Source organism: Ralstonia sp. 24A2 (assembly GCF_051783885.1).
Taxonomy (GTDB): domain Bacteria; phylum Pseudomonadota; class Gammaproteobacteria; order Burkholderiales; family Burkholderiaceae; genus Ralstonia.
The window spans coordinates 1,801,493-1,823,929 of record NZ_JBPVZD010000002.1 but is presented as its reverse complement, the minus strand read 5'-3'; the positions used below and the strand labels follow the sequence as shown (position 1 = coordinate 1,823,929).

Annotated in this window: 18 protein-coding genes and 3 tRNA genes; 8 read left to right on the top strand and 13 right to left on the bottom strand. The window is 64.5% G+C overall.

Annotated features, from left to right (window positions below):
* Window positions 1-23: 23 nt before the first annotated feature.
* The 6 genes from ACS13N_RS13480 to ACS13N_RS13455 form a co-directional block, all read right to left on the bottom strand.
* The gene (locus tag ACS13N_RS13480; protein WP_438932102.1) at window positions 24-929 is read right to left on the bottom strand and encodes a peptidase; all 906 of its coding nucleotides are present in this window, start codon (window positions 927-929) and stop codon (window positions 24-26) included.
* Window positions 930-1,021: 92 nt separating this feature from the next.
* Window positions 1,022-1,858 (bottom strand): transglutaminase family protein, encoded by an 837-nt coding sequence (locus ACS13N_RS13475; protein WP_438932101.1) that lies wholly within the window; start codon window positions 1,856-1,858, stop codon window positions 1,022-1,024.
* A gap of 57 nt (window positions 1,859-1,915) precedes the next feature.
* On the bottom strand, window positions 1,916-2,866 hold the full coding sequence (locus ACS13N_RS13470; protein WP_438932100.1) for an alpha-E domain-containing protein: 951 nt from the start codon (window positions 2,864-2,866) through the stop codon (window positions 1,916-1,918).
* 54 nt (window positions 2,867-2,920) lie between these two features.
* Window positions 2,921-4,402, bottom strand: a complete 1,482-nt coding sequence (locus ACS13N_RS13465; RefSeq protein WP_438932099.1) for a circularly permuted type 2 ATP-grasp protein — start codon at window positions 4,400-4,402, stop codon at window positions 2,921-2,923.
* 110 nt (window positions 4,403-4,512) lie between these two features.
* Window positions 4,513-7,035: a DNA internalization-related competence protein ComEC/Rec2 gene (locus ACS13N_RS13460; protein ID WP_438932098.1), complete on the bottom strand. Its 2,523-nt coding sequence runs from the start codon at window positions 7,033-7,035 to the stop codon at window positions 4,513-4,515.
* 9 nt (window positions 7,036-7,044) lie between these two features.
* Entirely contained in the window at window positions 7,045-7,857 is an 813-nt protein-coding gene (locus ACS13N_RS13455) for a TatD family hydrolase (RefSeq protein ID WP_438932097.1), read from the bottom strand.
* A 99-nt stretch (window positions 7,858-7,956) separates the two neighbouring features.
* On the opposite strand from ACS13N_RS13455, the gene ACS13N_RS13450 reads away from it, so the two are divergent.
* A complete protein-coding gene (locus tag ACS13N_RS13450) occupies window positions 7,957-8,283 on the top strand; it encodes a DUF2845 domain-containing protein (protein WP_438932096.1) in 327 nt (108 codons plus the stop codon).
* A gap of 20 nt (window positions 8,284-8,303) precedes the next feature.
* On the opposite strand, the gene lolD is transcribed toward ACS13N_RS13450, so the two are convergent.
* Both lolD and ACS13N_RS13440 read right to left on the bottom strand, forming a co-directional pair.
* The gene (lolD, locus tag ACS13N_RS13445) at window positions 8,304-9,032 is read right to left on the bottom strand and encodes a lipoprotein-releasing ABC transporter ATP-binding protein LolD (protein ID WP_438932095.1); all 729 of its coding nucleotides are present in this window, start codon (window positions 9,030-9,032) and stop codon (window positions 8,304-8,306) included.
* The gene (locus ACS13N_RS13440; RefSeq protein WP_438932094.1) at window positions 9,025-10,275 is read right to left on the bottom strand and encodes a lipoprotein-releasing ABC transporter permease subunit; all 1,251 of its coding nucleotides are present in this window, start codon (window positions 10,273-10,275) and stop codon (window positions 9,025-9,027) included. Before ACS13N_RS13440 ends, lolD begins: the two co-directional genes overlap by 8 nt.
* 98 nt (window positions 10,276-10,373) lie before the next feature.
* On the opposite strand from ACS13N_RS13440, the gene ACS13N_RS13435 reads away from it, so the two are divergent.
* From ACS13N_RS13435 to ACS13N_RS13415, 5 genes are all read left to right on the top strand, one after another.
* Complete coding sequence (locus ACS13N_RS13435; protein ID WP_438932093.1) at window positions 10,374-11,453, top strand: hypothetical protein; 1,080 nt, start codon at window positions 10,374-10,376, stop codon at window positions 11,451-11,453.
* Window positions 11,454-13,148, top strand: coding sequence for a single-stranded-DNA-specific exonuclease RecJ (recJ, locus tag ACS13N_RS13430; protein WP_438932092.1), 1,695 nt, complete (start codon window positions 11,454-11,456; stop codon window positions 13,146-13,148).
* Window positions 13,149-13,318: 170 nt separating this feature from the next.
* Window positions 13,319-13,645: a ferredoxin FdxA gene (fdxA, locus tag ACS13N_RS13425; protein WP_021194063.1), complete on the top strand. Its 327-nt coding sequence runs from the start codon at window positions 13,319-13,321 to the stop codon at window positions 13,643-13,645.
* A 90-nt stretch (window positions 13,646-13,735) separates the two neighbouring features.
* A tRNA-Asn gene (locus ACS13N_RS13420) sits at window positions 13,736-13,811 on the top strand.
* Between the two features lie 125 nt (window positions 13,812-13,936).
* Window positions 13,937-14,027: transfer RNA gene (locus ACS13N_RS13415), tRNA-Leu, on the top strand.
* Between the two features lie 34 nt (window positions 14,028-14,061).
* Here ACS13N_RS13415 and ACS13N_RS13410 read toward each other — a convergent pair.
* Complete coding sequence (locus ACS13N_RS13410; protein WP_438932091.1) at window positions 14,062-14,796, bottom strand: DUF899 domain-containing protein; 735 nt, start codon at window positions 14,794-14,796, stop codon at window positions 14,062-14,064.
* Window positions 14,797-14,951: 155 nt separating this feature from the next.
* The gene (locus ACS13N_RS13405) at window positions 14,952-16,058 is read right to left on the bottom strand and encodes a YeiH family protein (RefSeq protein WP_438932090.1); all 1,107 of its coding nucleotides are present in this window, start codon (window positions 16,056-16,058) and stop codon (window positions 14,952-14,954) included.
* 92 nt (window positions 16,059-16,150) lie between these two features.
* On the opposite strand from ACS13N_RS13405, the gene ACS13N_RS13400 reads away from it, so the two are divergent.
* A complete protein-coding gene (locus tag ACS13N_RS13400) occupies window positions 16,151-17,062 on the top strand; it encodes a LysR family transcriptional regulator (protein ID WP_438932089.1) in 912 nt (303 codons plus the stop codon).
* A gap of 60 nt (window positions 17,063-17,122) precedes the next feature.
* Window positions 17,123-17,198, top strand: a tRNA-Lys gene (locus ACS13N_RS13395).
* 107 nt (window positions 17,199-17,305) lie between these two features.
* On the opposite strand, the gene ACS13N_RS13390 is transcribed toward ACS13N_RS13395, so the two are convergent.
* The 3 genes from ACS13N_RS13390 to ACS13N_RS13380 form a co-directional block, all read right to left on the bottom strand.
* The gene (locus ACS13N_RS13390) at window positions 17,306-19,717 is read right to left on the bottom strand and encodes a hypothetical protein (RefSeq protein WP_438932088.1); all 2,412 of its coding nucleotides are present in this window, start codon (window positions 19,715-19,717) and stop codon (window positions 17,306-17,308) included.
* Between the two features lie 13 nt (window positions 19,718-19,730).
* Window positions 19,731-21,260, bottom strand: a complete 1,530-nt coding sequence (locus ACS13N_RS13385) for an SLC13 family permease (RefSeq protein WP_438932087.1) — start codon at window positions 21,258-21,260, stop codon at window positions 19,731-19,733.
* Between the two features lie 209 nt (window positions 21,261-21,469).
* Window positions 21,470-22,378 (bottom strand): LysR family transcriptional regulator, encoded by a 909-nt coding sequence (locus tag ACS13N_RS13380; protein WP_438932086.1) that lies wholly within the window; start codon window positions 22,376-22,378, stop codon window positions 21,470-21,472.
* Between the last annotated feature and the right edge of the window lie 59 nt (window positions 22,379-22,437).

The window sequence follows — 22,437 nt, the reverse complement described above, 5'->3', positions numbered from 1 at the left end:
CGAACCCGCCTCCGTGCCAACACTCAGTGCGAGTCCTTCGAACCACCACCCGCCACGCGTTGGAGCGTCGACACCTGCTCGAACACGGGGCCAGGCGCGCGTTCCGGCGTGGCCGGAGCATCCGCCACAGGCGGGGCAATGCGTACGGGCTCCACTTTGATCGAAGGATGCCCCTCGCGGCGCAGGGGATGTGTCGGACTGGTATCCGTCTCCCAGTCCGGGTCGTCAATCTCGGCAAACACTTGGCGTAGGCGCTTGCCCCACGTGCCGCGGATCATCGCGAAATATGGGTTCTCTTCGTCAATCGCCACGAAGCGCGTCACGCGCAGCGAATTGGTCTCGTAGACCAGCAAATCCAGCGGCAGCCCCACCGAAATATTCGACTTCAGCGTCGAATCCATCGAGATCAGCGCGCATTTTGCGGCCTCATCCAATGGCAGCCCGGGGGAAACCACACGGTCGATGATGGGCTTGCCGTATTTGGCCTCGCCGATCTGGAAATAGCAGTTCTCGGGCGTCGCCTCGATGAAGTTGCCGGCGGCATAGACGTTGAACAGGCGCGGACGCTCGGCGCCGATCTGTCCGCCGAAGATGATGCTGACGTTGAAGTCGATCTTGGCCTTGGCCAGCGCCGCAGCATCCCGGTCGTACACCTCGCGCACGGCTTCGCCGACGATGGTGGCCGCTTCGAACATGTCACGCGCCGTCCACAGTGAGCGCGGCTTGTCGCGCGCCTCGGTCAGCACCTGCCGCACTGCCTGGCTAATGGCAAGGTTGCCGGCCGTCAGCAGCACCATGACGCGATCGCCTTCGCGCTCGAAGACGGTCATCTTGCGGAACGTGGAGATGGCATCGACACCCGCGTTGGTGCGGGAATCCGACAGGAAGACCAGGCCAGCGTCCAGGCGCATGGCAACGCAATAAGTCATGGGGGCAGCGACAAACGAAATCGGTGGGTTGCAAGCATTCTAGCGTGTCGACCGCAATGCATCGGCACGCTTGGAAGCGGTGTTCAGTTCACTCAGGCGGCCTCAGCAGGCAAGGGCTCGATCGAGATGCTGACGTCCAGCGTCTCTGCCCCACCACCCTGGCGGATACCGCGGATCGGCGCGGCGGATTGGTAGTCGCGGCCGACCGCTAGGCGGATATGGCGCCCGTCGGTAAAGCACTGGTGCGTGACGTCGATACTGCACCAAGTATGCGATTCGGCATCTTGGCAGACGTCGACCCAGGCGTGGCTGGCGAGGTCTTCCTCGCCAGCGGCGTGGAAATAGCCACTGACATAGCGGGCCGGCACGCCCAGCGCGCGGCAGCACGCCACCATCACCTGCGCCTGATCCTGGCAGACGCCAGCGCTCAGGTTAAAGGCCTCGGCCGCGGTCGTCCCGACATCGGTGGTATTGGGCTTGTAGCGCACACGCTGCGCAATGGCGCGGGCGAGGCTCAGCGCCGAATCAGCATCGCCACGCACCAGCGCATGTTCGCGTGCGAAATCGATCATCTCGGGCGGCGCGGAAGTCAGCGGCGTGGTGCTCAGGAAGTACAGCGGCGACACACGGTAGCGCCCCTCCCCGGGAGCATCGGTAAAGCTGCGGCTGCCCGGCGCTGCGGACGGGAAGGCCTCGACGATGCCACGGGCTTCGATGGTGACGTCGCCCGTACGGTTGCCCAGGGTGAAGTGATGCACCACGTTGCCGAAGCCGTCGGTGGCGCGCGTCAGGTTGCCGGGGGCGTGGATCTGCCAGTTGTCCACCTGTTGCAGCTGCCCGCTGCGGGGGGTCAATCGCAGCTCGTGCACGCTGTGGCGCAGCGGCTCGGCATAACGGTAGACCGTCGTATGTCGAATTTGGTATTTCACGATGGCGCGGGCGCTGCCCGAAGGTAACGCCCTGATGTATACAAAATGCCCCGCGCGTCACACTGCATCGAGCGGCACCAGGAAGTCCTGGCTGATGCCGTTGCCCAGATCGCCAATGCGCTCCAGGAAACTGGTCAGCCACGGGTGCAGGCCGACCGCAAAAATGTCTTCGATGCGGGCATACCGCAGGTCGGCGTGCAGTTTACCAGCGCGTCGCTCCGTCTCCGCGGACTGGCTGTTACGTACGGTGGACAGAATCGCCACGACTTCGTCCATGCTGGCCAGCAGCGAGCGCGGCATATCGCTGCGCAGGATCAGCAGCTCGGCCACGCGCGTCGGCGTGATGACGTTGCGATAGATCTTGCGGTAGACCTCGAAGCCGGATACCGAACGCAGCGTGGCCGCCCAGTGATAGAAATCGCCCTGTTCTGCGGCGGCTTCATCGCGCGTGGGGGTGGACTGGAATTTCACGTCGAGCAGCCGTGCAGTGTTGTCGGCGCGCTCCAGGAAGGTGCCCAGACGCATGAAATGGAAGGCGTCGTCCGTGAGCATGGTGCCGACCTGCACGCCGCGCGACAAGTGCGAGCGGAACTTGACCCACTCGAAGAACTGCGACGGATCATCGCGCAGCATGCCCTCGGCCATCAGACGCTGCACGTCCAGCCAGGTAGTGTTGATGGTCTCCCACACCTCAGTTGTGAGGGAGCCGCGCACGGCCCGGGCGTTCTCACGCGCGCCGCGCAAGCAACTCATGATCGACGACGGGTTGGTCATGTCGCGGACCATGAAGTCGATCACGTCGTCGCGCGAAAGCAAGCCATAGCGGTCGGCAAAAACCCGCGTGAGTTCGGAAATATCGAGCATCGCCCACCAGCCCTGCTCCGCCACTTCCGCCGATTGCGGCATCAGCGAGGTCTGATAGTTCACGTCGAGCATGCGAGCGGTGTTCTCGGCGCGTTCGGTGTAGCGCGCCATCCAGAAAAGGTGGTCTGCGGTGCGGCTGAGCATGGCGTTCCCTTCTACGTATTCGATATGCGTTTGATCGACTGCGATGGCTAAGCTTCAGCGCTCCAGCACCCACGTATCCTTCGTCCCGCCCCCCTGCGACGAGTTGACCACCAGCGAGCCCGCGCGCAACGCCACGCGCGTCAGGCCGCCCGGCACCATGCGCACGTCCTTGCCAGACAGCACAAAGGGCCGCAGGTCAATATGGCGCGGCGCGATGCCAGCTTCCACGTAGGTCGGGCAGGTCGACAGCGCCAGTGTCGGCTGGGCGATGTACTGATCGGGGCGCGCCTTCACGACTTCGCGGAACGCGGCAATCTCATCCTTGGTGGCCGCAGGGCCGACCAGCATGCCGTAGCCGCCTGCACCGTGCGTCTCCTTGACCACCAGTTCGCCCATGTGGTCGAGCACGTACTGCAGGTCGTCAGGCCGGCGGCACATGTAGGTCGGCACGTTGTTCAGGATCGGCTCCTCGCCCAGGTAGAAGCGGATCATGTCGGGCACGTACGGGTAGATCGACTTGTCGTCCGCCACGCCGGTACCGATGGCATTGCAGATGGTGACGTTGCCCGCGCGATAGACCGACAGCAGCCCCGCTGCACCGAGCGACGAATCCGGGCGGAAGACCAGCGGATCGAGGAAGTCATCATCGACACGGCGGTAGATGACGTCGATGCGCTGCGGGCCCTGTGTGGTGCGCATGTAGAGGTGGTCGTCCTGCACGAACAGGTCGTGCCCTTCCACCAACTCCACACCCATCTGCTGCGCAAGGAACGCGTGCTCAAAGTACGCCGAGTTGTACATGCCCGGCGTGAGCACCACCACGGTCGGGTCCGCAATGTTCTGCGGCGACACACTGCGCAGCATGTCGAGCAGCAAGTCTGGGTAATGCGCGACCGGCGCCACACGATTGCGTGCGAACAGTTCGGGGAACAACCGCATCATCATCTTGCGGTTTTCCAGCATGTACGACACACCCGACGGTACGCGCAGGTTGTCTTCCAGCACGTAGAACTCGCCCTCGCCGGCACGCACGATGTCGATGCCGGCCACGTGCGCGTAGATGTCGCGCGGCACGTTCACGCCGAGCATGTCGGGGCGGTATTGCGCGTTGTTGTAGATCTGGTCGGGCGGGATGACACCGGCGCGCAGGATGTTCTGCTCGTGGTAGATGTCATGCAGGAAGCGGTTGAGCGCATCCACACGCTGGCGCAGGCCGCGCTCAAGCGTGGCCCATTCACTGGCCGGGAAGATGCGCGGAATGATGTCGAACGGAATCGTGCGCTCGGTGCCGCTGTTCGATTCGTCCTTGTCGCCATACACCGCGAAGGTGATACCGACGCGGCGGAAGATGAGATCGGCCTCGGCACGCTTGTTCTGCAGCGTGGTGGCGGACTGCGTGCCCAGCCATTCGGCGAAGCGTCCATAGTGGCTGCGCACCTCGCCCTGCTGGACGAGGGCTGCCGGGGCCGGTTCGGCGGCATGCGGGCTGCGTTCGCCATGCCAGTTGAGCATTTCATCGTAGAACCGGACTGCCATGCTGTTCTCCCCTGACGGACTGCCATGTCGCACGGGTGCGCGACATGTGGTTTTTATAGCACAGCGGTTTTAGGCGCCACAATGGGGCCAACCCGCGATGCAACCAAGTTTTACGGCAGCGCATCAATCTCGGCTGCGGCTGTCGCCAGGGCTTCCACTTCCAGCGCGGAGGACCAGTAGCGCGGCCGCATCGACCGTGCCGTCTGCACCTCCAGCGCATCGCCGCGCGTCTCGATGACGACGGCGCCGGTCTGGTCGGTCCGCAGCCGCTCGATGTCGCGCGCCACATAGCGCTGCCACACTTGGCGGTGCGGATGTCCGTACCGGTTGCGGTAGCCGACCTGGAAAACCGCCACCTGCGGTGACACTGCGTCCAAAAACGCACCGCTGGAGCTTGTCTTGCTGCCGTGATGGGGTACTAGCAAGATGTCTGCCATCAGCCGCTCCGGCGCCTCTCGGGCAACGAGTGCCGCTTCCTGCGCGGTTTCGATATCGCCGGTCAATAGCGCGGCGTGGCGCCCATTGCCGATGCGCAGCACGCAACTGCGGGCGTTGCTCGACACGCGCGCACCGTCGGTGGGCGGCTGCACCGGGTGGAGCATCTCGAAGGTCACGCCATCCCAGGTCCATGCTTGCCCAGCCAAGCAGCTTGTCAGACCGATATCGTGCGCGGCGGCCGTCTCGTATAGCGCATGTCCGTCTGGCAGAGACGCCAACATGGTGCGTATCGGCACCGCGTCGATCACCGTTTTGGTGCCACCGGCGTGGTCACTGTCTTCGTGGCTGACGACCAGCGCATCCAGGGCTTCGATGCCGTGCCCGCGCAGATAGGGTGTGATGACGCGGGCGGCCGCATCGGCATGGTCGCCGTAGCGCGGACCGGTGTCGAACAGGAGGCGATGGTTGGCCGTTTCAACGAGCGTGGCGGCACCCTGACCAATGTCGAACGCGACGACCCGAAACTCGCCCGGCAACGGCACCGGAACACGTGCCAGCACCATCGGCACGAGCAGCAATGCGCCCTGCGCGCGCCATGCCCAGGCACGATGCGCACCCGGCACCAGCAGCAGGGCTACACCGCCCGTCGCCAGCAGCAATGCCCACGCGGGGGCGGCTGGCGCAACCCAAACCGACCAGGTTGGCCGCGCCAACCACTCAAGCCACACTACCAACCAGCGAAAGCTCACCTCGGACAGTGTCAACACTGGCTGGGCCAACGGATCAGGCAACGCTGCGCCGGCCAGCGCCAGCGGTGTCGTCAAGAAGCTCACCACCGGAATCGCCAATCCATTGGCCGCTGCCGAGACCACCGATGTCTGCTGGAACAGCAGCAACGTCATCGGCAGCAACCCAAACGTGACGGCAAATTGAATGCGCGTCGAACTGGCAAACCCGCGTTGGTAACGCGCCCACCATCCTTCCGCCTCGCGATTGCGCCGCCCATCGAGCACCATCTGCGCCGCCAGAAAGATGATCGCCACCGCGCCAAACGACAGCCAGAACCCGGCCGACATAACGGCCCAAGGATCGACCACTGCCACCACGGCCGCTGCCCAGCACAGCGACAGGCTTGCCGGCACGTTGCGATCGGTCAGCCGCGCAATCGCGACAGTCGACAACATCAGCAGCGTGCGTTGCGCGGGAACCCCCATCCCCGCGAGCAGGCAGTAGCCGAAGGCCGCCAGCATGGCTGCAATGGCTCCTGCTCGCGGCGTCGGCATACGCAGTGGCAACGGCGTGCGCAAGCAGCGCGCCAGCCCGAACGAGCGGCGCCATAACGCCATCCAGAACGCGGCAAACAACCCGGCAATCATCGTGATGTGCAAACCGGAGATGCTGACGAGGTGGCTGATGCCAGTGCGGCGAAACAACTCCCAATCCTCACGGGCGATGCCGCTCTGATCGCCCACCACGAGTGCGACGATGACGGGCGCATACCGCGCGTCGGGCAATGCAGCCAGGATGTGGCGCCGCACGGCAGCGCGCCAACGCTCTACGCTGATCCCCAAGCCTGCCTCGGCCTCGCCCAGCGCGATGTTCTGTGCGCGCTTGCCGGTGCGCACGTAGCCGGTGGCGCGGATGTCATCGGCGAGCATCGCGTATTCACCATCAAAGCCGCCGGGGTTGGACAGGCTATGCGGGCGTTTGAGGCGCAGCGTCAGTTGCCAACGTTGGCCGGGCTGCAGGTCGGGGATGCCGGCGCGACGATCAGGCTCGACGCCCTCCTCACCCATCCCGCCCCAGTTGTGTGTGCCGTACCAAGAAAGGCGTACACGAGAAGGTACGGCGTCGCCAGCATCGCTGGATTCGATCTGGAAGAGAAAGCGCGTGGCGTCTTCGGTCACTTGCGGAAGTTCGGCCACCACGCCTGTCGCGATGATGTCCTTACCTTCCCATACGGGGCTGAGCACGACGGACAATCGCTGTTGCGCGCGCCAGTCGCTCCAGCCAAAGCCAGCAACGAAAGCACTGGTGACCAGCAGGACAGAAAGCAGAATCGGTTTGCGACGCGCCACAAAGGCGAGCAGCAAACACAGCGCCAGCACCACAACCGCTTGCCACGCAGGCATGAGCACGGCCTGCATCTGCAGCGCCACGCACCCGGCGACGAACCCAACCAACCCCAACCGCATGGGCAGGCGTCAGGGTGTCAACAGCGCTGCCAGACGAGGAATGGCCTCGATGCTATTCCGGCGCGCCTGGGCGGCCAGCGCATCGACGGAGATACCACGCAGCTCCGCCATGGCGGCGGCAATGCCTGCCACCTCGGCGGGCGCATTGCGTGCGCCGACCTGCTCGCTGAACTGATCATCAGCAAGCCACGCCGGGGCGAGGTCCGGAGCGTCGGTCTCCAGCACGATCGCTTCAATCGGCATCTCGGCGGCAAGCCGACGGACACGGTTGGCACGCGAAAAGGTGAACACGCCGCCGAACCCTAGCTTGAAGCCAGAATCGACATAGGCGCGGGCTTGATCAGGACTGCCGTTGAACGCATGCGCGATGCCACGTACGCCTGCCTTGGCGGCTGCACTACGCACCTGGTCTTGCGACTTGCGCACGTGCATCAGCACCGGCAAATCAAACTCGCGTGCAATGCGCAGTTGCGCCTGGTAGACGGCGGTCTGCCGCTCGACGTTCGGATCGGGGATGAAGAAATCGAGCCCGATCTCGCCAATCGCAACAAAGCGCGGATCGTCCATCGACGCTGCGACTTGGCGTCGCAGTTCGGCCAGATCGTCGTCGCTGGCCTGGGCAGCACACATCGGGTGAATGCCAAGCGCGTAGCTGCAGCCCGCATGCCGGTGCGCCAACGTGCGCACCGTGTCGAAGTTCCAGCGCGCCACGGCTGGCACGACGATGTGGCTCACGCCCGCCGCATGCGCCTGTGCCACGACCGTGTCACGGTCTGCGTCAAATTCGCGGGCGTCGAGATGGCAATGGGTGTCAATCCACATGATCGGCTCAGGGCTATCGAAAAACGGCAACGTACCGGAAAGACAGGCGTTCTAGAATCCGCCTTTTCTGATACTGGGTGCCTCCGCCCGCACAATGCGATGAAAACAGCCTACCTGACTTGCACCGCACTCGCCGCACTCCTGACCGCCCTGCCCGCCAGCGCGGAAACGCTGCGCTGCGGCAGCGGCTACATCGTCCGCATCGGCGACAACAAGTCGGACGTCCTGCAGAACTGCGGCGAGCCCGTGATGCGCGATACCTTCTGCGCCGCCACAGGCACCGGCAGCACGCAGCCCGCCATCAACGGTGCCTGCAACAATGTCGACGAGTGGACCTACAACCCGGGCACCGGCCAGTTCATGACGACGCTGCGCTTTGTCGAGGGCCGGCTGCAGTCCATCCGCTACGGCAGCCGAGCTCGCTAACGCGCGGCGTCGCGCAGGTATCAACGCTCTATATGCAGGTGGCCGTCGCGCAAGCGCAGAATGCGATCGCAACGGCCAGCCAGCTCGATGTCATGCGTCACGATGACGAAGCTGGTGCCCAGCGTGCGCGTCAGTTCCAGCATCAGATTGAAAACGTCGCCAGCGGTGTGGTCGTCCAGATTGCCGGTTGGCTCGTCGGCGAGCACGCAAGCGGGTGAGCCGACCAGCGCGCGCGCGATGGCCACACGCTGACGCTCGCCGCCGGACAGCTCGCCCGGACGGTGCGCCGTGCGCGGGCCTAGCCCCACGCGTTCGAGCGTCATCTGCGCGGTGTGGCGTGCCTGCGCCTCGTTCACGCCGCGAATGCGCAGCGGCATCGCCACGTTGTCCAGCGCGGTGAACTCCGGCAGCAGGTGGTGGAACTGGTAGACAAAACCCAGCGCCTGGTTGCGCAGCGTGTTGCGCTCGCGCTCTTTCATCGCGGTAAAGGGCTTGCCGAGCAGCGACACGCGGCCGGAGGTGGGTTCATCCAGCCCGCCCAGCACATGCAGCAGCGTGCTCTTGCCCGAGCCCGACGCGCCCACGATCGCCACCTTCTCACCCACACCGATGCGGATGTCGACGCCCTTGAGCACGTCGACATTCAACCCACCCTGCTTGAACGACTTGGACAGCCCCTCGGCCTGCAGCACCGCACCCAGCCGTGCATCGGCCGGCGCATCCATGGAAGTCATGACGGCCTCACTCATAGCGCAGGGCCTCCGCCGGGTTCACGCGCGAGGCGTGCCAGCTCGGATACAGCGTCGCCACCGAGGCGAGGATGAAGGAAATGACGCCGATGGTCGCAATGTCGTTCACGCGGGGGTCCGAGGGCAGTTCGCTGATGAAGTAAATGTCCTTCGGCAGGAATTGCACGCCGAAGAGGTGTTCGATAAAGGGCACGATCACGTCGATGTTGTAGGCGATGAGCGTGCCCAGGCCCACGCCCAGCAGCGTCCCCATGAAGCCAATGGCCACGCCCTGCACGATGAAGATCTTCATGATGGAGCCCGGCTGCGCGCCCATCGTGCGCAGGATGGCGATGTCGGCCTGCTTGTCCGTCACCGTCATCACCAGCGTGGAAACCAGGTTGAACGCCGCCACGGCAATGATGAGCGTGAGGATGATGAACATCATCTTCTTCTCGGTCTTCACCGCCGCAAACCAGTTGCGGTTCTGGCGCGACCAATCGCGGATATACAGCTCGCCGGTGAGCGTGCGTGAGAGCGCCTCGGCCACCTGGGGTGCGCGATCCATATCGGTCAACTTGAGGCGCACGCCGGTCGGGCCATCCAGTCGGAACAGGCGCTCGGCGTCTTCCATGTTGATGAGCGCGAGCGAGCTGTCGAACTCGTAGTGCCCCGATTCAAACGTGCCGATCACGGTGAACTGCTTCAGGCGCGGCAGCACACCAGCTGGGGTGATGGTGCCCTGCGGGGCCACCAGCGTGACCTTGTCCCCCTGGCGCACGCCCAGGCCCTGAGCCAACTGGTTGCCCAGGGCGATGCCGAATTCGCCGGGTTTCAGATCGTCGATGGTGCCGGACTTGAAGTCCTTGGCGATGTCCGACACCTTCGGCTCGTCGGCCGGCGACACGCCGCGCAGCAGCACGCCACGCACGGCGTCATCGCGCGTAATCATGGCTTGCGCGCCCACATACGGCGCCGCGCCAATGACTTCCTTGTTCTGCATCGCCTCGTTGGCGGTGCGCTGCCAGTCGGGCAGGCTGCCCGGCGCCATGACCTCGATGTGCGCGAGCACGGACAGCATGCGGTCACGCACTTCCTTCTGGAAGCCGTTCATGACCGACAGCACGATGATCAGCGCCGCCACGCCCAGCGCAATGCCAAGCATGGAGATGAGCGAGATGAAGGAAATGAAGCTGTTGCGGCTGGCACGCTTGCCCGCGCGCGTATAGCGCCAGCCGATCTGCCATTCGTATGGAAATTTCAAAGGGGCATCCCCGTGTGGTGTGACCGTGTGATGTGACGATGCTGTGTGACTTCGCCGGCGCACGCGCCGGGCAGCCGGAAGTTTACAATCTCGGAGCCATGATCCCTGAACTCTTTCTGATTGTCCCGTTTTGCGCCCCCGCCGCCGAGGTGGCGGACGACGCCTACCGTCAATTGACCTTGCCGGGCCTGGAAAGGTTGCTTGCCCGCGCGCGTGAGACGGAACGCGAGCGCCACGACGACGCCTACCTGCCCACACTGCCGCACGAACGCTGGCTGGCAGCGCGCGCCGGGCTGCCGGTCGCGCCGTTGCCGTCCGCCCCGTATATGCGCCTGGCCGACGGCAGCACCGCCGACACGCGCACCTGGGCCTGCCTGCAACCGGTGCATATTCATGCCGCGCGCGACCATCTGGTGATGCTCGACCCAGCGCAACTCCGGCTGGAAGCGGCCGATGCCGACGCGCTGCGCGCCGCCATCGCCCCACTGCTGGCCGACATGAACTTGCACTTGGACGCCCCGCAGGCTGCCCGCTGGTATATCTCAGATGCGCCGTTTGGCGAGCTGATTGCAGCGGCCCCGCAACGCGCCACCGGCCACAATATCGACATCTGGATGCACAAAGGCGAGCAGGAACGCGCCTGGCGCAAGTTCCAGAACGAAATCCAGATGACGTGGTACGACCACCCCGTCAACCAGGCCCGCGAAGCGCGCGGCCTGCTGCCGGTCAACTCGGTCTGGCTGTTCGGCCAGGGTGCCCTGCTTGATACGCGCCAGATTGCCGAGCGCATGATCGGCGCCGATCCGTTCTTCGCTGGGCTGTGCCACGCCGCCAATGCCACCGAGCTGTGCGCCGAAACGCTGGCCGCCTTGCCGGCTGACGGCACAAGCGCCGCCGTACTCCTCAACGACGCCGGCAAGCCCTACCTTTCCGCCGACTGGTACGACTGGATCGAAACCCTGCGCGCCTACGACCGCGACTGGTTCACCCCCGCCGCCGACGCGCTGGCCGACGGCCGCATCGACGCTGTCTCACTCGTGCTGACCGGCGATTCGCACTACGCCCACTACCGCGTCACCCGCCGCGAACTGGCCAACGGGCCGTTCGGCTGGCTGCGGCGCTTGCGGCCCGCACGCACCTTGCGCGATGCGCTGTCCCCGCTTTCCATGGCTGCCTGAATGACCCGTATCGCTGTCCGCTCACACTCCTCCGAGGCCGCCAACACGCTGGCCGGCCACGGCATCCACCCTGTTCTGGCGCGCATCCTGGCCGCACGCGGCGTTGCTCGACCCGATGAACTGTCGACCGAGCTGGCCGACCTGCTGCCACCGGCGCAACTCAAAGGCATCGACGACGCGGCGCGCTATCTGGCCGACGCCATCGCCGCCAGCAAGCGCCTGCTAATCATTGCCGACTACGACTGCGACGGCGCCACCGCCTGCGCCGTGGGCGTGCGCGGGTTGCGCATGCTGGGCGCGCAGGTGAGCTACATCGTCCCGAACCGCTTTGAATACGGCTACGGCCTGTCGCCCGAGATCGTAGCGCTGGCCGCGCGCGAGAAGCCGGACGTGCTGGTCACGGTCGACAACGGCATTGCCGATGTGGCCGGCGTGGCAGCAGCCAATGCGCTGGGCATCGACGTGGTCGTGACAGATCACCACATGCCGGGCGCGCAACTGCCCGAGGCGCGCGTGATCGTCAACCCGAACCAGCCGGGCTGCGGTTTCCCGAGCAAGAACCTGGCGGGCGTGGGCGTGATGTTCTACGTGCTGCTGGCGCTGCGAGCCGAGCTGCGTGCCCGTGGCGTCTTCTCACCGCGGGAACAACCTCGCCTCGATGCGTTGCTCGATCTGGTGGCGCTGGGCACTGTGGCAGACGTGGTCAAGCTCGACGCCAATAACCGCCTGCTGGTCGCGCAAGGCCTCAAGCGCATGCGTGCCGGCCGGATGTGCCCGGGCATCGCCGCACTCTTCCGCGTGGCAGGGCGTGAGGCGCGTCGAGCGTCGACGTTCGACCTCGGCTTCGGCCTCGGCCCTCGCCTGAATGCGGCTGGACGATTGGCCGACATGTCGCTCGGCATCGAATGCCTGCTCACCGACGATTACGATCGCGCCATGGCCATCGCCGCCGAACTCGACGGCATGAACCGCGAGCGCCGCGAGATCGAAGCCGGCATGCAACAGGAAGCGCTGACGATCCTCGACGGCATGAACACCCTGGATGGCGCTGGCCGACACACGATCGCCGTCTACAACGAAACGTGGCACCAAGGCGTGATCGGCATCGTCGCCTCGCGCATCAAGGACAAGTTCCACCGCCCCGTCTTCACCTTCGCACCCGGCGACGATGGCGTCATCAAGGGCTCGGGCCGCTCGATTCCCGGGTTCCACCTGCGTGATGCGCTGGACGCCGTGCACAAGCGCAGTCCCGGGCTGATCGTCAAGTTTGGCGGCCACGCAATGGCGGCTGGCCTCACGCTGCGCGAAGACGGCTTCGACGAATTTGTTGCCAGCTTTGAGACCATTGGCCGCGAATGGCTGACCGAGGCCCTGCTCTCCCGCGTGCTGGAAACCGACGGCGAGGCCGACCCCGAGTGCTTCTCGCCGCAGTTCGTTGAACTGCTCGAAACCCAGGTCTGGGGCCAGGGCTTTCCGGTGCCGAGCTTCTGCGGGGAGTTCGACGTGCTGTCGCAGGCGGTGCTCAAGGACAAGCACCTCAAGCTCAAGCTCGGCCGCGGCAAACAGCATTTCGATGCGATCTGGTTCAACCACGCAGAGCCCCTTGGCGCCTCGGCTTACGTGGCTTATCGGCTCGACAACAACACCTTCAACGGCATCACACGCGTGCAGATGGTGATCGAACACGCGCAATAGCCACCTGCCCAAACCTTGCGCCAGCGCATAAACACATGCCAAAACTGTCTGACGGTGCGCAGATGACGCAGCCGTCGGGCACGGCGGCTGCGTTACAATGCGTGTTCGCCGGCTTGGCACCTGCCATGACCGCGCGCCCCACGAATTCCTAGCATTAACTTCCAAGCGAAATGACTCACGTCGTTACCGAAAGCTGTGTCCGCTGCAAGTACACCGACTGCGTGGACGTCTGCCCCGTCGACTGCTTCCGCGAAGGCCCGAACTTCCTGACCATCGATCCGGACGAGTGCATCGACTGCGCCGTCTGCGTGGCCGAGTGCCCGGTCAACGCCATCTACGCCGAAGAAGACGTGCCGGCCGATCAACAGAAGTGGATCGCCATCAATGCCGAACTCTCAACCATCGGCTGGCCGTCCATCACCAAGACCAAGCAACCCCTGCCCGACGCCGACGACTGGAAGGACGTGAAGGACAAGGAGCAGTACCTCGAACGCTGATCTCCAACCTTTTTTACCGTCAACGCAAAAAAGGTGTTGACGGGCAGATCGGAAATTAGCTAGAATTCATTTCTTCGCTGTTGCAGCGATTCCTCGATAGCTCAGTCGGTAGAGCGCCGGACTGTTAATCCGTAGGTCCCTGGTTCGAGCCCAGGTCGAGGAGCCAAGTACTTAAGCCCTTGCGAGAAATCGCAAGGGCTTTTTACTTTGGTGAATGGACGTCAATATTGGACAGCCGTCCAATTTCATTTGTGGCATCGGTGTCGTGTATTGTCTTGCACCGATCGTCGTGCCCGAGTGGTGAAATTGGTAGACACCGCGGACTTAAAATCCGCTGCGCCCTCACCGGCGCGTGCCGGTTCGATCCCGGCCTCGGGCACCAATCCCCTTCTCTTCTTTTTCTTGCTCCTGCTGCCTCACGAAGCGTGGCATGCGTGCGCCTTCGGCGCATCGTCGTATTCATCGTGACGGCGCACCCATGACATGGGACCGGTCTCGTTGCGGCCCAGCGGCGCGCGATCAAGCAGCAGCAATGTGCCAACCATGTCTTCCAATCCGCGCGCGTAGGTCGAATACGTGTGGAACACGTTGCCGGCGTCATCCTGATAGAACGCGCTCATGCCGGGCAACTCGTCGTGGGCTTCGGCTCTCGGGGTGGCCGTGTAGTTGTAGTCGACGGCCCCACTGTCCAGCTCTTCGGGCGAGAAGCTCACGCGGTAGTCGTGATTGAACGTAGTGCCGAACGACGAGACCCACGGGAAATGCCAGCCCATGCGCTGCTTGTAAGCCGCAATCTCCGCCATCGATGCGCGCGACACGGCAACCAGCGTCACGTCGTGATGATTCAGATGCGGCAGCATGCCGCCCAGATGATCGGAAAGAAACGAGCACCCGGGGCAACCCGCCTCCCAGCCCGGACCGAGCATGAAGTGATAGACGATGAGCTGACTGCGCCCATCGAACAGTTCCGCCAGCGTTTTCTTGCCGTCGGGCGTATCGAATACGTACTGCGTGTCGACCTTCACCCACGGCAATGCCTGGCGCTCAGCGTTGATGGCGTCGCGCAGGTGAATTGCCTCTTTCTCACGCGCCAGCAGTTCGCGACGCTTGATGAGCCATTCGTCTCTTGAAACCACAGGATGCGGTTGCATGATGAAGCCCTCGTCTACGACAGTCAGACAGGACTTCATACTAGGCCGCCTCTCGCGAATGAAAAGGCGCGGCGCGCAAGTCGCGATTCGGATGCGACCTGCGCGCCATGGAAGAGAATCCGCCGTCTCTACATACCCGACGCCGGGTGTCGAGATCAGCCCATCAGCCAGCGCACACCGACGTTGATCAGCGCACCACCCACCACCAGACCGACCCACAGCACGGCCGCACACAGCAGCGGGCGCACGCCGGACTTCAACAGCATCGGCACATGCGTCTGCGTGCCGATGGCGAACATCGCGCAGGCCAGCATCGCCGTGTCGATCGCGTCGATCGGGGCGTGCCATGCGGCCGGAATTGCACCTGCCGAGTTCAACAGCGTCACGCCGAGCAGGCCGACAGCAAACCACGGCATCGCCTTCCATGCGTGACCGGCTGCCTTACGCAGCGCACCCGCACGAGATTGCGTGGAGGTGGCAGCGTCATCAGCAGCGGGCGTCGTGCAAGCCAGCACCACCAGCAGCGGCGCCAGGGCCAGCACACGCACCATCTTGCTGACGACAGCGGCATTGGTGGCGTCGTCGCCCAGCGGCTTCGCAGCAGCAATCACTTGCGCAACCTCGTGCATCGTCGAGCCGATGTAGACACCGAAGTGTTCCTGCGCCACCGCCATGCCGGCATGCGCCAACAGCGCGTAAAGCCACGGATACAGGAAGATGCCGACGGTGCCGAACAGCACCACACTCGCAATTGCCACGGCCGTCTCACGCGGTTGCGCCTTGACGGCTGGCGCCACAGCCAGCACCGCCGCCGCGCCGCACACTGCGCTGCCCGCCGCCACCAGCACTGCCTGCGTGCGAGCAAGGCCGAACCAGCGTGTGCCGATCCAGGTGCCGGCCAGCATGGTCAGCGCCAGCACCAGCAGCGGAATCGCCACGCCGGAAGCACCCAGGTCGTGGATCTGCGCCAGCGTCAGCCGGGCGCCATAAAGAACCACCCCGGCACGCAGCAGCGTGTGGCGTGCAAACTGAATCGCGCCGGGTGTCAGCCAACGCTCGCGCCCCGGCACATGCCCCATCACCATGCCGAGCAGGATGGCCAGCGTCAGCGCACTCAAACCCAGGTGGCTCGCCCAGCTCATTCCGCCCAGCACCACGGCCACGCCCGCGCATCCGAACAACACACCCACGCTCAGCAGGGTCCGACCATCAAACCCGGGCAGCACGCCCTGGGGGGGCAATTGTTTCTGTGCAATCGTCATCACATCCGCCTTGCTTATTCGTTATACGCATAACGATATGCGGCACGTGATAACATGTAAAATGGGTAATTTTTCTAAGAATGACCAGTTTTATGGATAACAAAGCCCCTCGCGTCACGCTACGCCAATGGGCGGTCTTTGCGGCCATCGCCCAGTGCGAGACCACCACGGCCGCCGGCGAGCAGCTCGGCCTGTCGCAATCGGCAGTGAGCGCGGCGCTGGCAGAGTTGGAATCGACGCTCGGGCACCCACTGTTCGACCGGCACGCACGGCGCCTGCACCTGAACGCGCTGGGGCGACAACTGCTGCCGCAAGCCCAGGCCCTGCTCGACCATGCCGACGCCCTGGAGCACGCTACCGCGCAACCCAACGTGCGCCTGAAGCTCGCTGCCAGCAGCACGATCGGCAACTACGTGCTGCCCGCCCTGCTCGCGGGCTTCCGGCAGCAGATCGCACCTGACAGCCAACTCGACGTGCTGATCGGCAACACACAGGACGTGGTCGACGCGGTACAGCGCTTCGAGGTGGACATCGGCCTGATCGAAGGAACGTGTCGCGGAGAAGCGCTGGAAATCGAAACGTGGATCGACGACGAGATGGTGATCGTCGCTGCGCCGGATCACCTGCTTGCACGTGGGCCGGTCTCATACGCGGCGCTGCGCGAAGCCGGCTGGTTGATGCGCGAACCGGGCTCCGGCACGCGGGAGTTGATCGACAGCCGCATCGCCTCAGTCGTCGGGCCACTGCATGTGGCACTCGAACTCGGGCACTCGGAGGCGATTCAACGCACGGTGGCGGCGGGCTATGGCATCAGTTGCCTGTCGCGCCACGTGGTGGCTGATGCATTGCGCGACGGCCGGCTCGTAGAAGTGCAGAGCGACCTGCCGCGCATCGCCCGCCCGCTGCTCATCGTGCGCCATCGCGACAAGCATCCGACGCACGGCCTAACGCAATTCATCGACGCACTGCGCAGTCACGCAGGCCTGCACGCGAGCCTTTCATAAAAAAATCGCACAAAGGACTAGCGCGATCCGAAAAAGGTTGATATAGTCTCATTTCTTCGCGGGGCGTTAGCTCAGTTGGTAGAGCAGCGGACTCTTAATCCGTAGGTCGAGTGTTCGAGTCACTCACGCCCCACCAGAATATGGAAGGCCCGACAGGCAACTGTCGGGCCTTTTTCATTTCCATCATTCCAGCGAAGACATGGATCCATGCAGACCCATGTCAACGTAGCGCAGCGGCCGTCATCACACGCCGCCATCCTCCACAAACGACACGAACTGCGCAGACGACCACACCTTCTGGTCGCCCCGCTCCCGCCCGTGGAAATACACCGGCCGGAAGCCGAACGGTCCATTGACGGGCTCGACCTCCAGCGCCCCGCTCACGTCGATCGGCAGAGCCTGCTCCGTCAACCGCTCCACCGCAATGAAGAGCTCGGTTCCGCCAAGCTCGAGCCGCAGCCCATCCTTGGCAAGCAACTCGGCCCCGCTGATCTCCCAGTGGAAATCCGGCGCATGTGCGAATGGATTGCGCTGCAGCGGATCGCCGACCTTGATGTAGCTGTCGATGTGCCCCTCGATCACGATCCGTGCGGCAGCGAGGTTGCCGATGTCGATCTCCACGCTATCGGCATCGCCGTAGGTGTCGCTGCGAAAGCCGATGTCGGTGGTGCCTTCACGCCAGCAGGATTCCTCCAGGTGCTCGAAGCCGTTGCCGCCGAAGCGGTGAATGGTGCCGTTGAGAATGCGGATGCGCCCTTGCCAGGCAGCCCAGCGGTAACGATCGCGGATGCGAGCGCCGCCCCAGCGTACGCGGACCAGTCGATCGGAGAAGCCGGCCTCCTGATGCAGGTTGCGCTCCCAGATCAGGCCGGTGTGGTCATATGCGGCGAGGTATTCCCAGCCGGCCTGGCCGAGAAATCGGTAGTCAAAGCGCGCGGGGCCTCGATGTGTGAAGGCATCGCCCTGGATATGTTTGCCGCTGCGCACGAGCAGCGCCGTGTGCTCGCCGGTGCTGGCCCAGGTGTGGCGCGCGCGCAGGGCACGGCCGATCGATTGGCGATCGAGCCGCTCAGCCAGCACACCCGTCAGGCCGCCGCGCACACCGAACACCTGCACACCAGGCGCGCCACCTGCAGGCCGCCCGCGATGCTCATCGCCGCTGGCAGCCACGCCGAGCTGGTAACCGCGTGCAATCACGTCGCGGTACAGCCAGTCGAAGTGCCCCCAACTGGAGGCGATCTCCACCAGTCGCTCAAGCTGCGGGTGATGCCAGTCCGGGATATAGCGGCGCCCGCCCACGTGCGGCATGATCAGGTGTTCTTCGGGCGCGTCGATGTACGCGTCCCACAACTCCTCAATCGGCCAGCGGCCGAGTTCGGCGGCGCTGCCCTTCATGTCCTCGTTCCATACCAGCGTGCGGTTGTGTTCGCCGCGCGCGTTGTACGGAAAACCCGGCGCCTCATCGCCGAGGAAGACGACGTTGTGATCACCACCGGCGGTGGAACTGCCGCACCACTCCTGCACCGGGTACGCAACAAAGCGGCCCGGCTCGTTGAATGCGTTGACGGCATCCAGCCCGAGCTTCCAGTTGGCATCGGTGATCTGGAAATCGTTGACGGTATAGCCGAACACATCAATGCCACCGATATCGCGCGCGTAGGCGGCGTTGTACGCGGGGCTATTGGTGCCGACGGTGTCGTGGGCGTGCACATGCAGGTCTGCATAGAACGCACGCGGCGCGTTGGGCGTGTCGAAGATCGACAACCAGGCCGTGGCCTTGCTCACGTGCGGCGCATTCAGCAGAACGGCCTCCAGCCGCAGCGTGCCGGCGCCCGTGGGTAGGTCATCGATACCGAGCGTGGCCCAGCCGTCTTGCGGCACGGGGTAGTCGCGCTGGTGCACGGGCGTATTGCCATCCCATGCCGTCAGCCGGATCGTGCCGCCGGCATCCGAGCTGATGTTTCCCCAACTGTCGAGCAACGACGCGCGCACCACCAGCGGCGTACCCGGCCGGGCGAAGCGCGGCGCCTGGAGCAGCACCTGTGCTGGCTGCCCGGCGTGGATGTCGATCACCACGTCGCCCGGCACCGCCACGAAGCGCGAGGTGCCCAGCGGGTCCACATACAGACGGAAGCGGAAGCTGTCTTCGATGAAGGTCTGCACGCGCGTGCCGGGCCCGCCGCGCCGCCGGTCACCCAGGCGGATCAGGATGTGGTCGCCCGCGTTCAGGTAGCCGTCGACCACGTCAACAATGATCGCCTTCTGGAACGGCCGCTCGTGGCCCTTCTGCTCGAAGCGCACGTTCAGCGCCTGGACAGTCGCCGGGCTTTGGCCGGGCACCAGCGGGCCGGCCTGGTATTCCGCGCTGAGGTAGTTGGCGCCAGAGGGGTCGCTGGTCTGGAACAGCGCCCAGTCGGAATAGAACTTGAAGGTAGCCTTCAGCCAGGCACCATCGGCGATGCCCGAGGCGCCGACTTCATAGTCGATCAGGATCTCAGCCCACTCGCCCGCCTCCAGCCGGCTCACCGAGCAGGTGGCTCGACCGGCGAACGGCAGCGCCTTGTTCTTTTCATACAGGCCTGCAGGCGCGTAATGCTCGCCCAGCCGCTCACGCAGGGCGGCATAGCCCAACGCTGGGGATGCTCGATCGTTCATGGAAGGACTCCGATCAATGGAAAGGCCACGGCGCACCCGCATCCCAGACGGGGATGCCGAGATGCGCGTACCACGGCGCCATCACGAACACGCCATAGGCGATGCCGATCAGCACGGACACCACGCCCACCTTCGCGTAGTCCGCAGTGGTGAAGGTGCCGCTGCTGTAAGCCACCACGGCGGCGGTGATCTGCGTGGGGAGGATGTAAGCAAAGCTGTCGCTGTCGCACACCAGCAGCGTGAAGGCCACGGGATGCAGCCCCAGCTTGGGTGCGAGCGCCAGCATGATGGGCGCGATCATGGTGACGGCGGCCACGTTGGAGAGCATGGCGAGCCGCGCCACATGCGTGCCGACCATCACGATCAGCAATGCCAGCCACCACGGGTGGCCTTGCGCGAAACGCCGCAGCCAATCGGCCACCCACGGCGCGAGGCCAGTGTCGCTGATGGCGGCGGACAGGCTCAACGCGCCCGCCAGCAGGAAGAACGTGCCCCAGATCGTGCGGTTCTGGATGTCCTTCCAGCCCAGCCCGGTCAGCCCCGGCACGAACAACGCCGCCAGACCGAGCAAGGCCACGATCTCGGAAGGCAAGCCATGCCATGCCTCAGTCGCCCACAGCACCGCCACCGCCGCAAACACCAGGAGGATGGCCTTGGCATGCACATCCACCGGCGGCAGCGCAGCACGTTCAGCTGTGATGGCGGAAGCGCCGCCTGGCAGACGCACCGCGCGCGACTTGAAGTAGAACTGCACCCACAGTTGCGTCAGCACGAACATGCCCAGGTACGGCCACTGCAGCTTGAACCAGTCCAGATAGGACAGATGCAGCCCGAGTTGCTTCTGCAACAAGCCCACGATCACCAGGTTGGGCAAGTGCGCGGTCAAGATGCACATGCCACTGATCATCGAGCCATACACCAGCGACTGGATGACGATGGCCTTCTTGGCGCTACGCTCGCGCGGCGACTCGCCAAACAGATCGGCAATGCCATTGACCACCGGCAGCAGTGCCGCCGCGCGCGCGTTGGCCGCCGGCACCAGAAAGCTCAACACGAAGTTGATGGCGAACATGGACCAGATCACGCCATTGGCGGTGCTGGTTTTGAGCTTGTCGAGCAACCACAGGGCGATACGGCGATCCAGCCCCGCCCCCTGCATGATCGACGAGAACAGAAACGCGGTCAGGCACAGGAACACCACCGGCGTGGCAAAGCCGCTGGCCGCCTTGGAAAACGGCGTGACGGCATGTGCGAGCACCAGCAGCGCGGGAATGAGGATGCCGCTCACACCCACCGGCACCGCCTCGGTCATCCAGATCACGGCCGCCCAGGCCACGACAGCCAAGGTGGCACGCCCAGCAGGCGACAGACCTTCCGGTTGCGGCAATACGAACAAGACAAGAAAGAATGCCGCCCACGCTGCCAGAAAGCCCAGGCGCGCCTTGCGCAGCGGATTCAGCCGGAAACGAGCACCAGCGATTGCCGGTCCAGCTGGCCAGCCAGACTGCGAAGACAGCGATGACGGATTGACTGGACTGCTCACGATGTGACCCCATGACGGTTTGCCGGATGCACAAAGACGCCATGCTGGTCAATCTGCTCCCCTTCTGGAGCCATGCTACGGACTTATCCCGGGCCACCAACGAATCAGTTTGCATATCGTCATGACCCGGCTGTCAGCGCGGTGACGATGCCCGCACGGATCGTCCACCTAGCCTTGAAACTGGGGCGGCAGCCCAGCCGGCCTATCGGCTAGATCACCTGGAGCTCAGCGGCGAGCAATTCCAGAACGGCATCCACCTTAGGCAACAGTTGCCGCCCGACTGGCCACGCGAGATTGAGCGGCAAACCATCGGTCGCCAGTTCCGGCAGGATCTGCACCAGATCGCCGCGCGCAATGTCGTCGCACACCAGCCACGTCGCCAGCTGTGCGATGCCGCATCCAGCCTTGACTGCGGCGACCTGGGCCTCGCCGTTGCCGACGGTGATGCGGCCTTCCATCGTCCGCCGTTCGATCGTCCCCGCGTCATGCGCGATCAGCCAGGGGCTGGTGGCTCCATCACTCTTGCCATAGAGCACCAGGTCGTGCCGGGACAGTTCGGCGGGCGATACAGGCGTGCCGTTCCGCGCCAAGTAATCTGGAGCCGCACAGAAGATCAGGCGCTCGCGGCCCAGGTATCGGTGCCCGACCGAGGCTGGCCAATGGTCGGGGCCGCCAATGCGCACGGTCACGTCGATGCCTTCATCGAGCAAATCGACAAAACGATCAGTGAACGAGACGTCCAGACGCACATGCGCATGCTGCTGTGCGAACCGGAGCAACAACGGCCAGACCCGCAAACGCCCGAACGTTGCGGGTGCGTCCAGGCGCAGGCGTCCCAGCGGCTCGCTGCGCTGCACGGCCAGCACGGCTTCGGCCTCGTCCAGGTCGGACAGGATACGCACGCACGTGCGATAGAACGCGGCGCCAGCGTCCGTCAGCGCGAGCCGACGGGTCGTCCGTTCGAACAGCCGGGTACCGAGTCGCTCCTCCAGACGTGCCACGCTCTTACTCACCGCGGAACTGGTGAGATGCAGTTGCTCCGCCGCCGCCGTGAAGCTACCCGCATCCGCTGTTGTCACGAAGGTTTCAATACCTTTGAGTCGTTCCGAAGACATCATGCTGCGCCCACCAATTCAAGAATCCAATTCCGAAATAAACAGAAAACATATCAGAAATA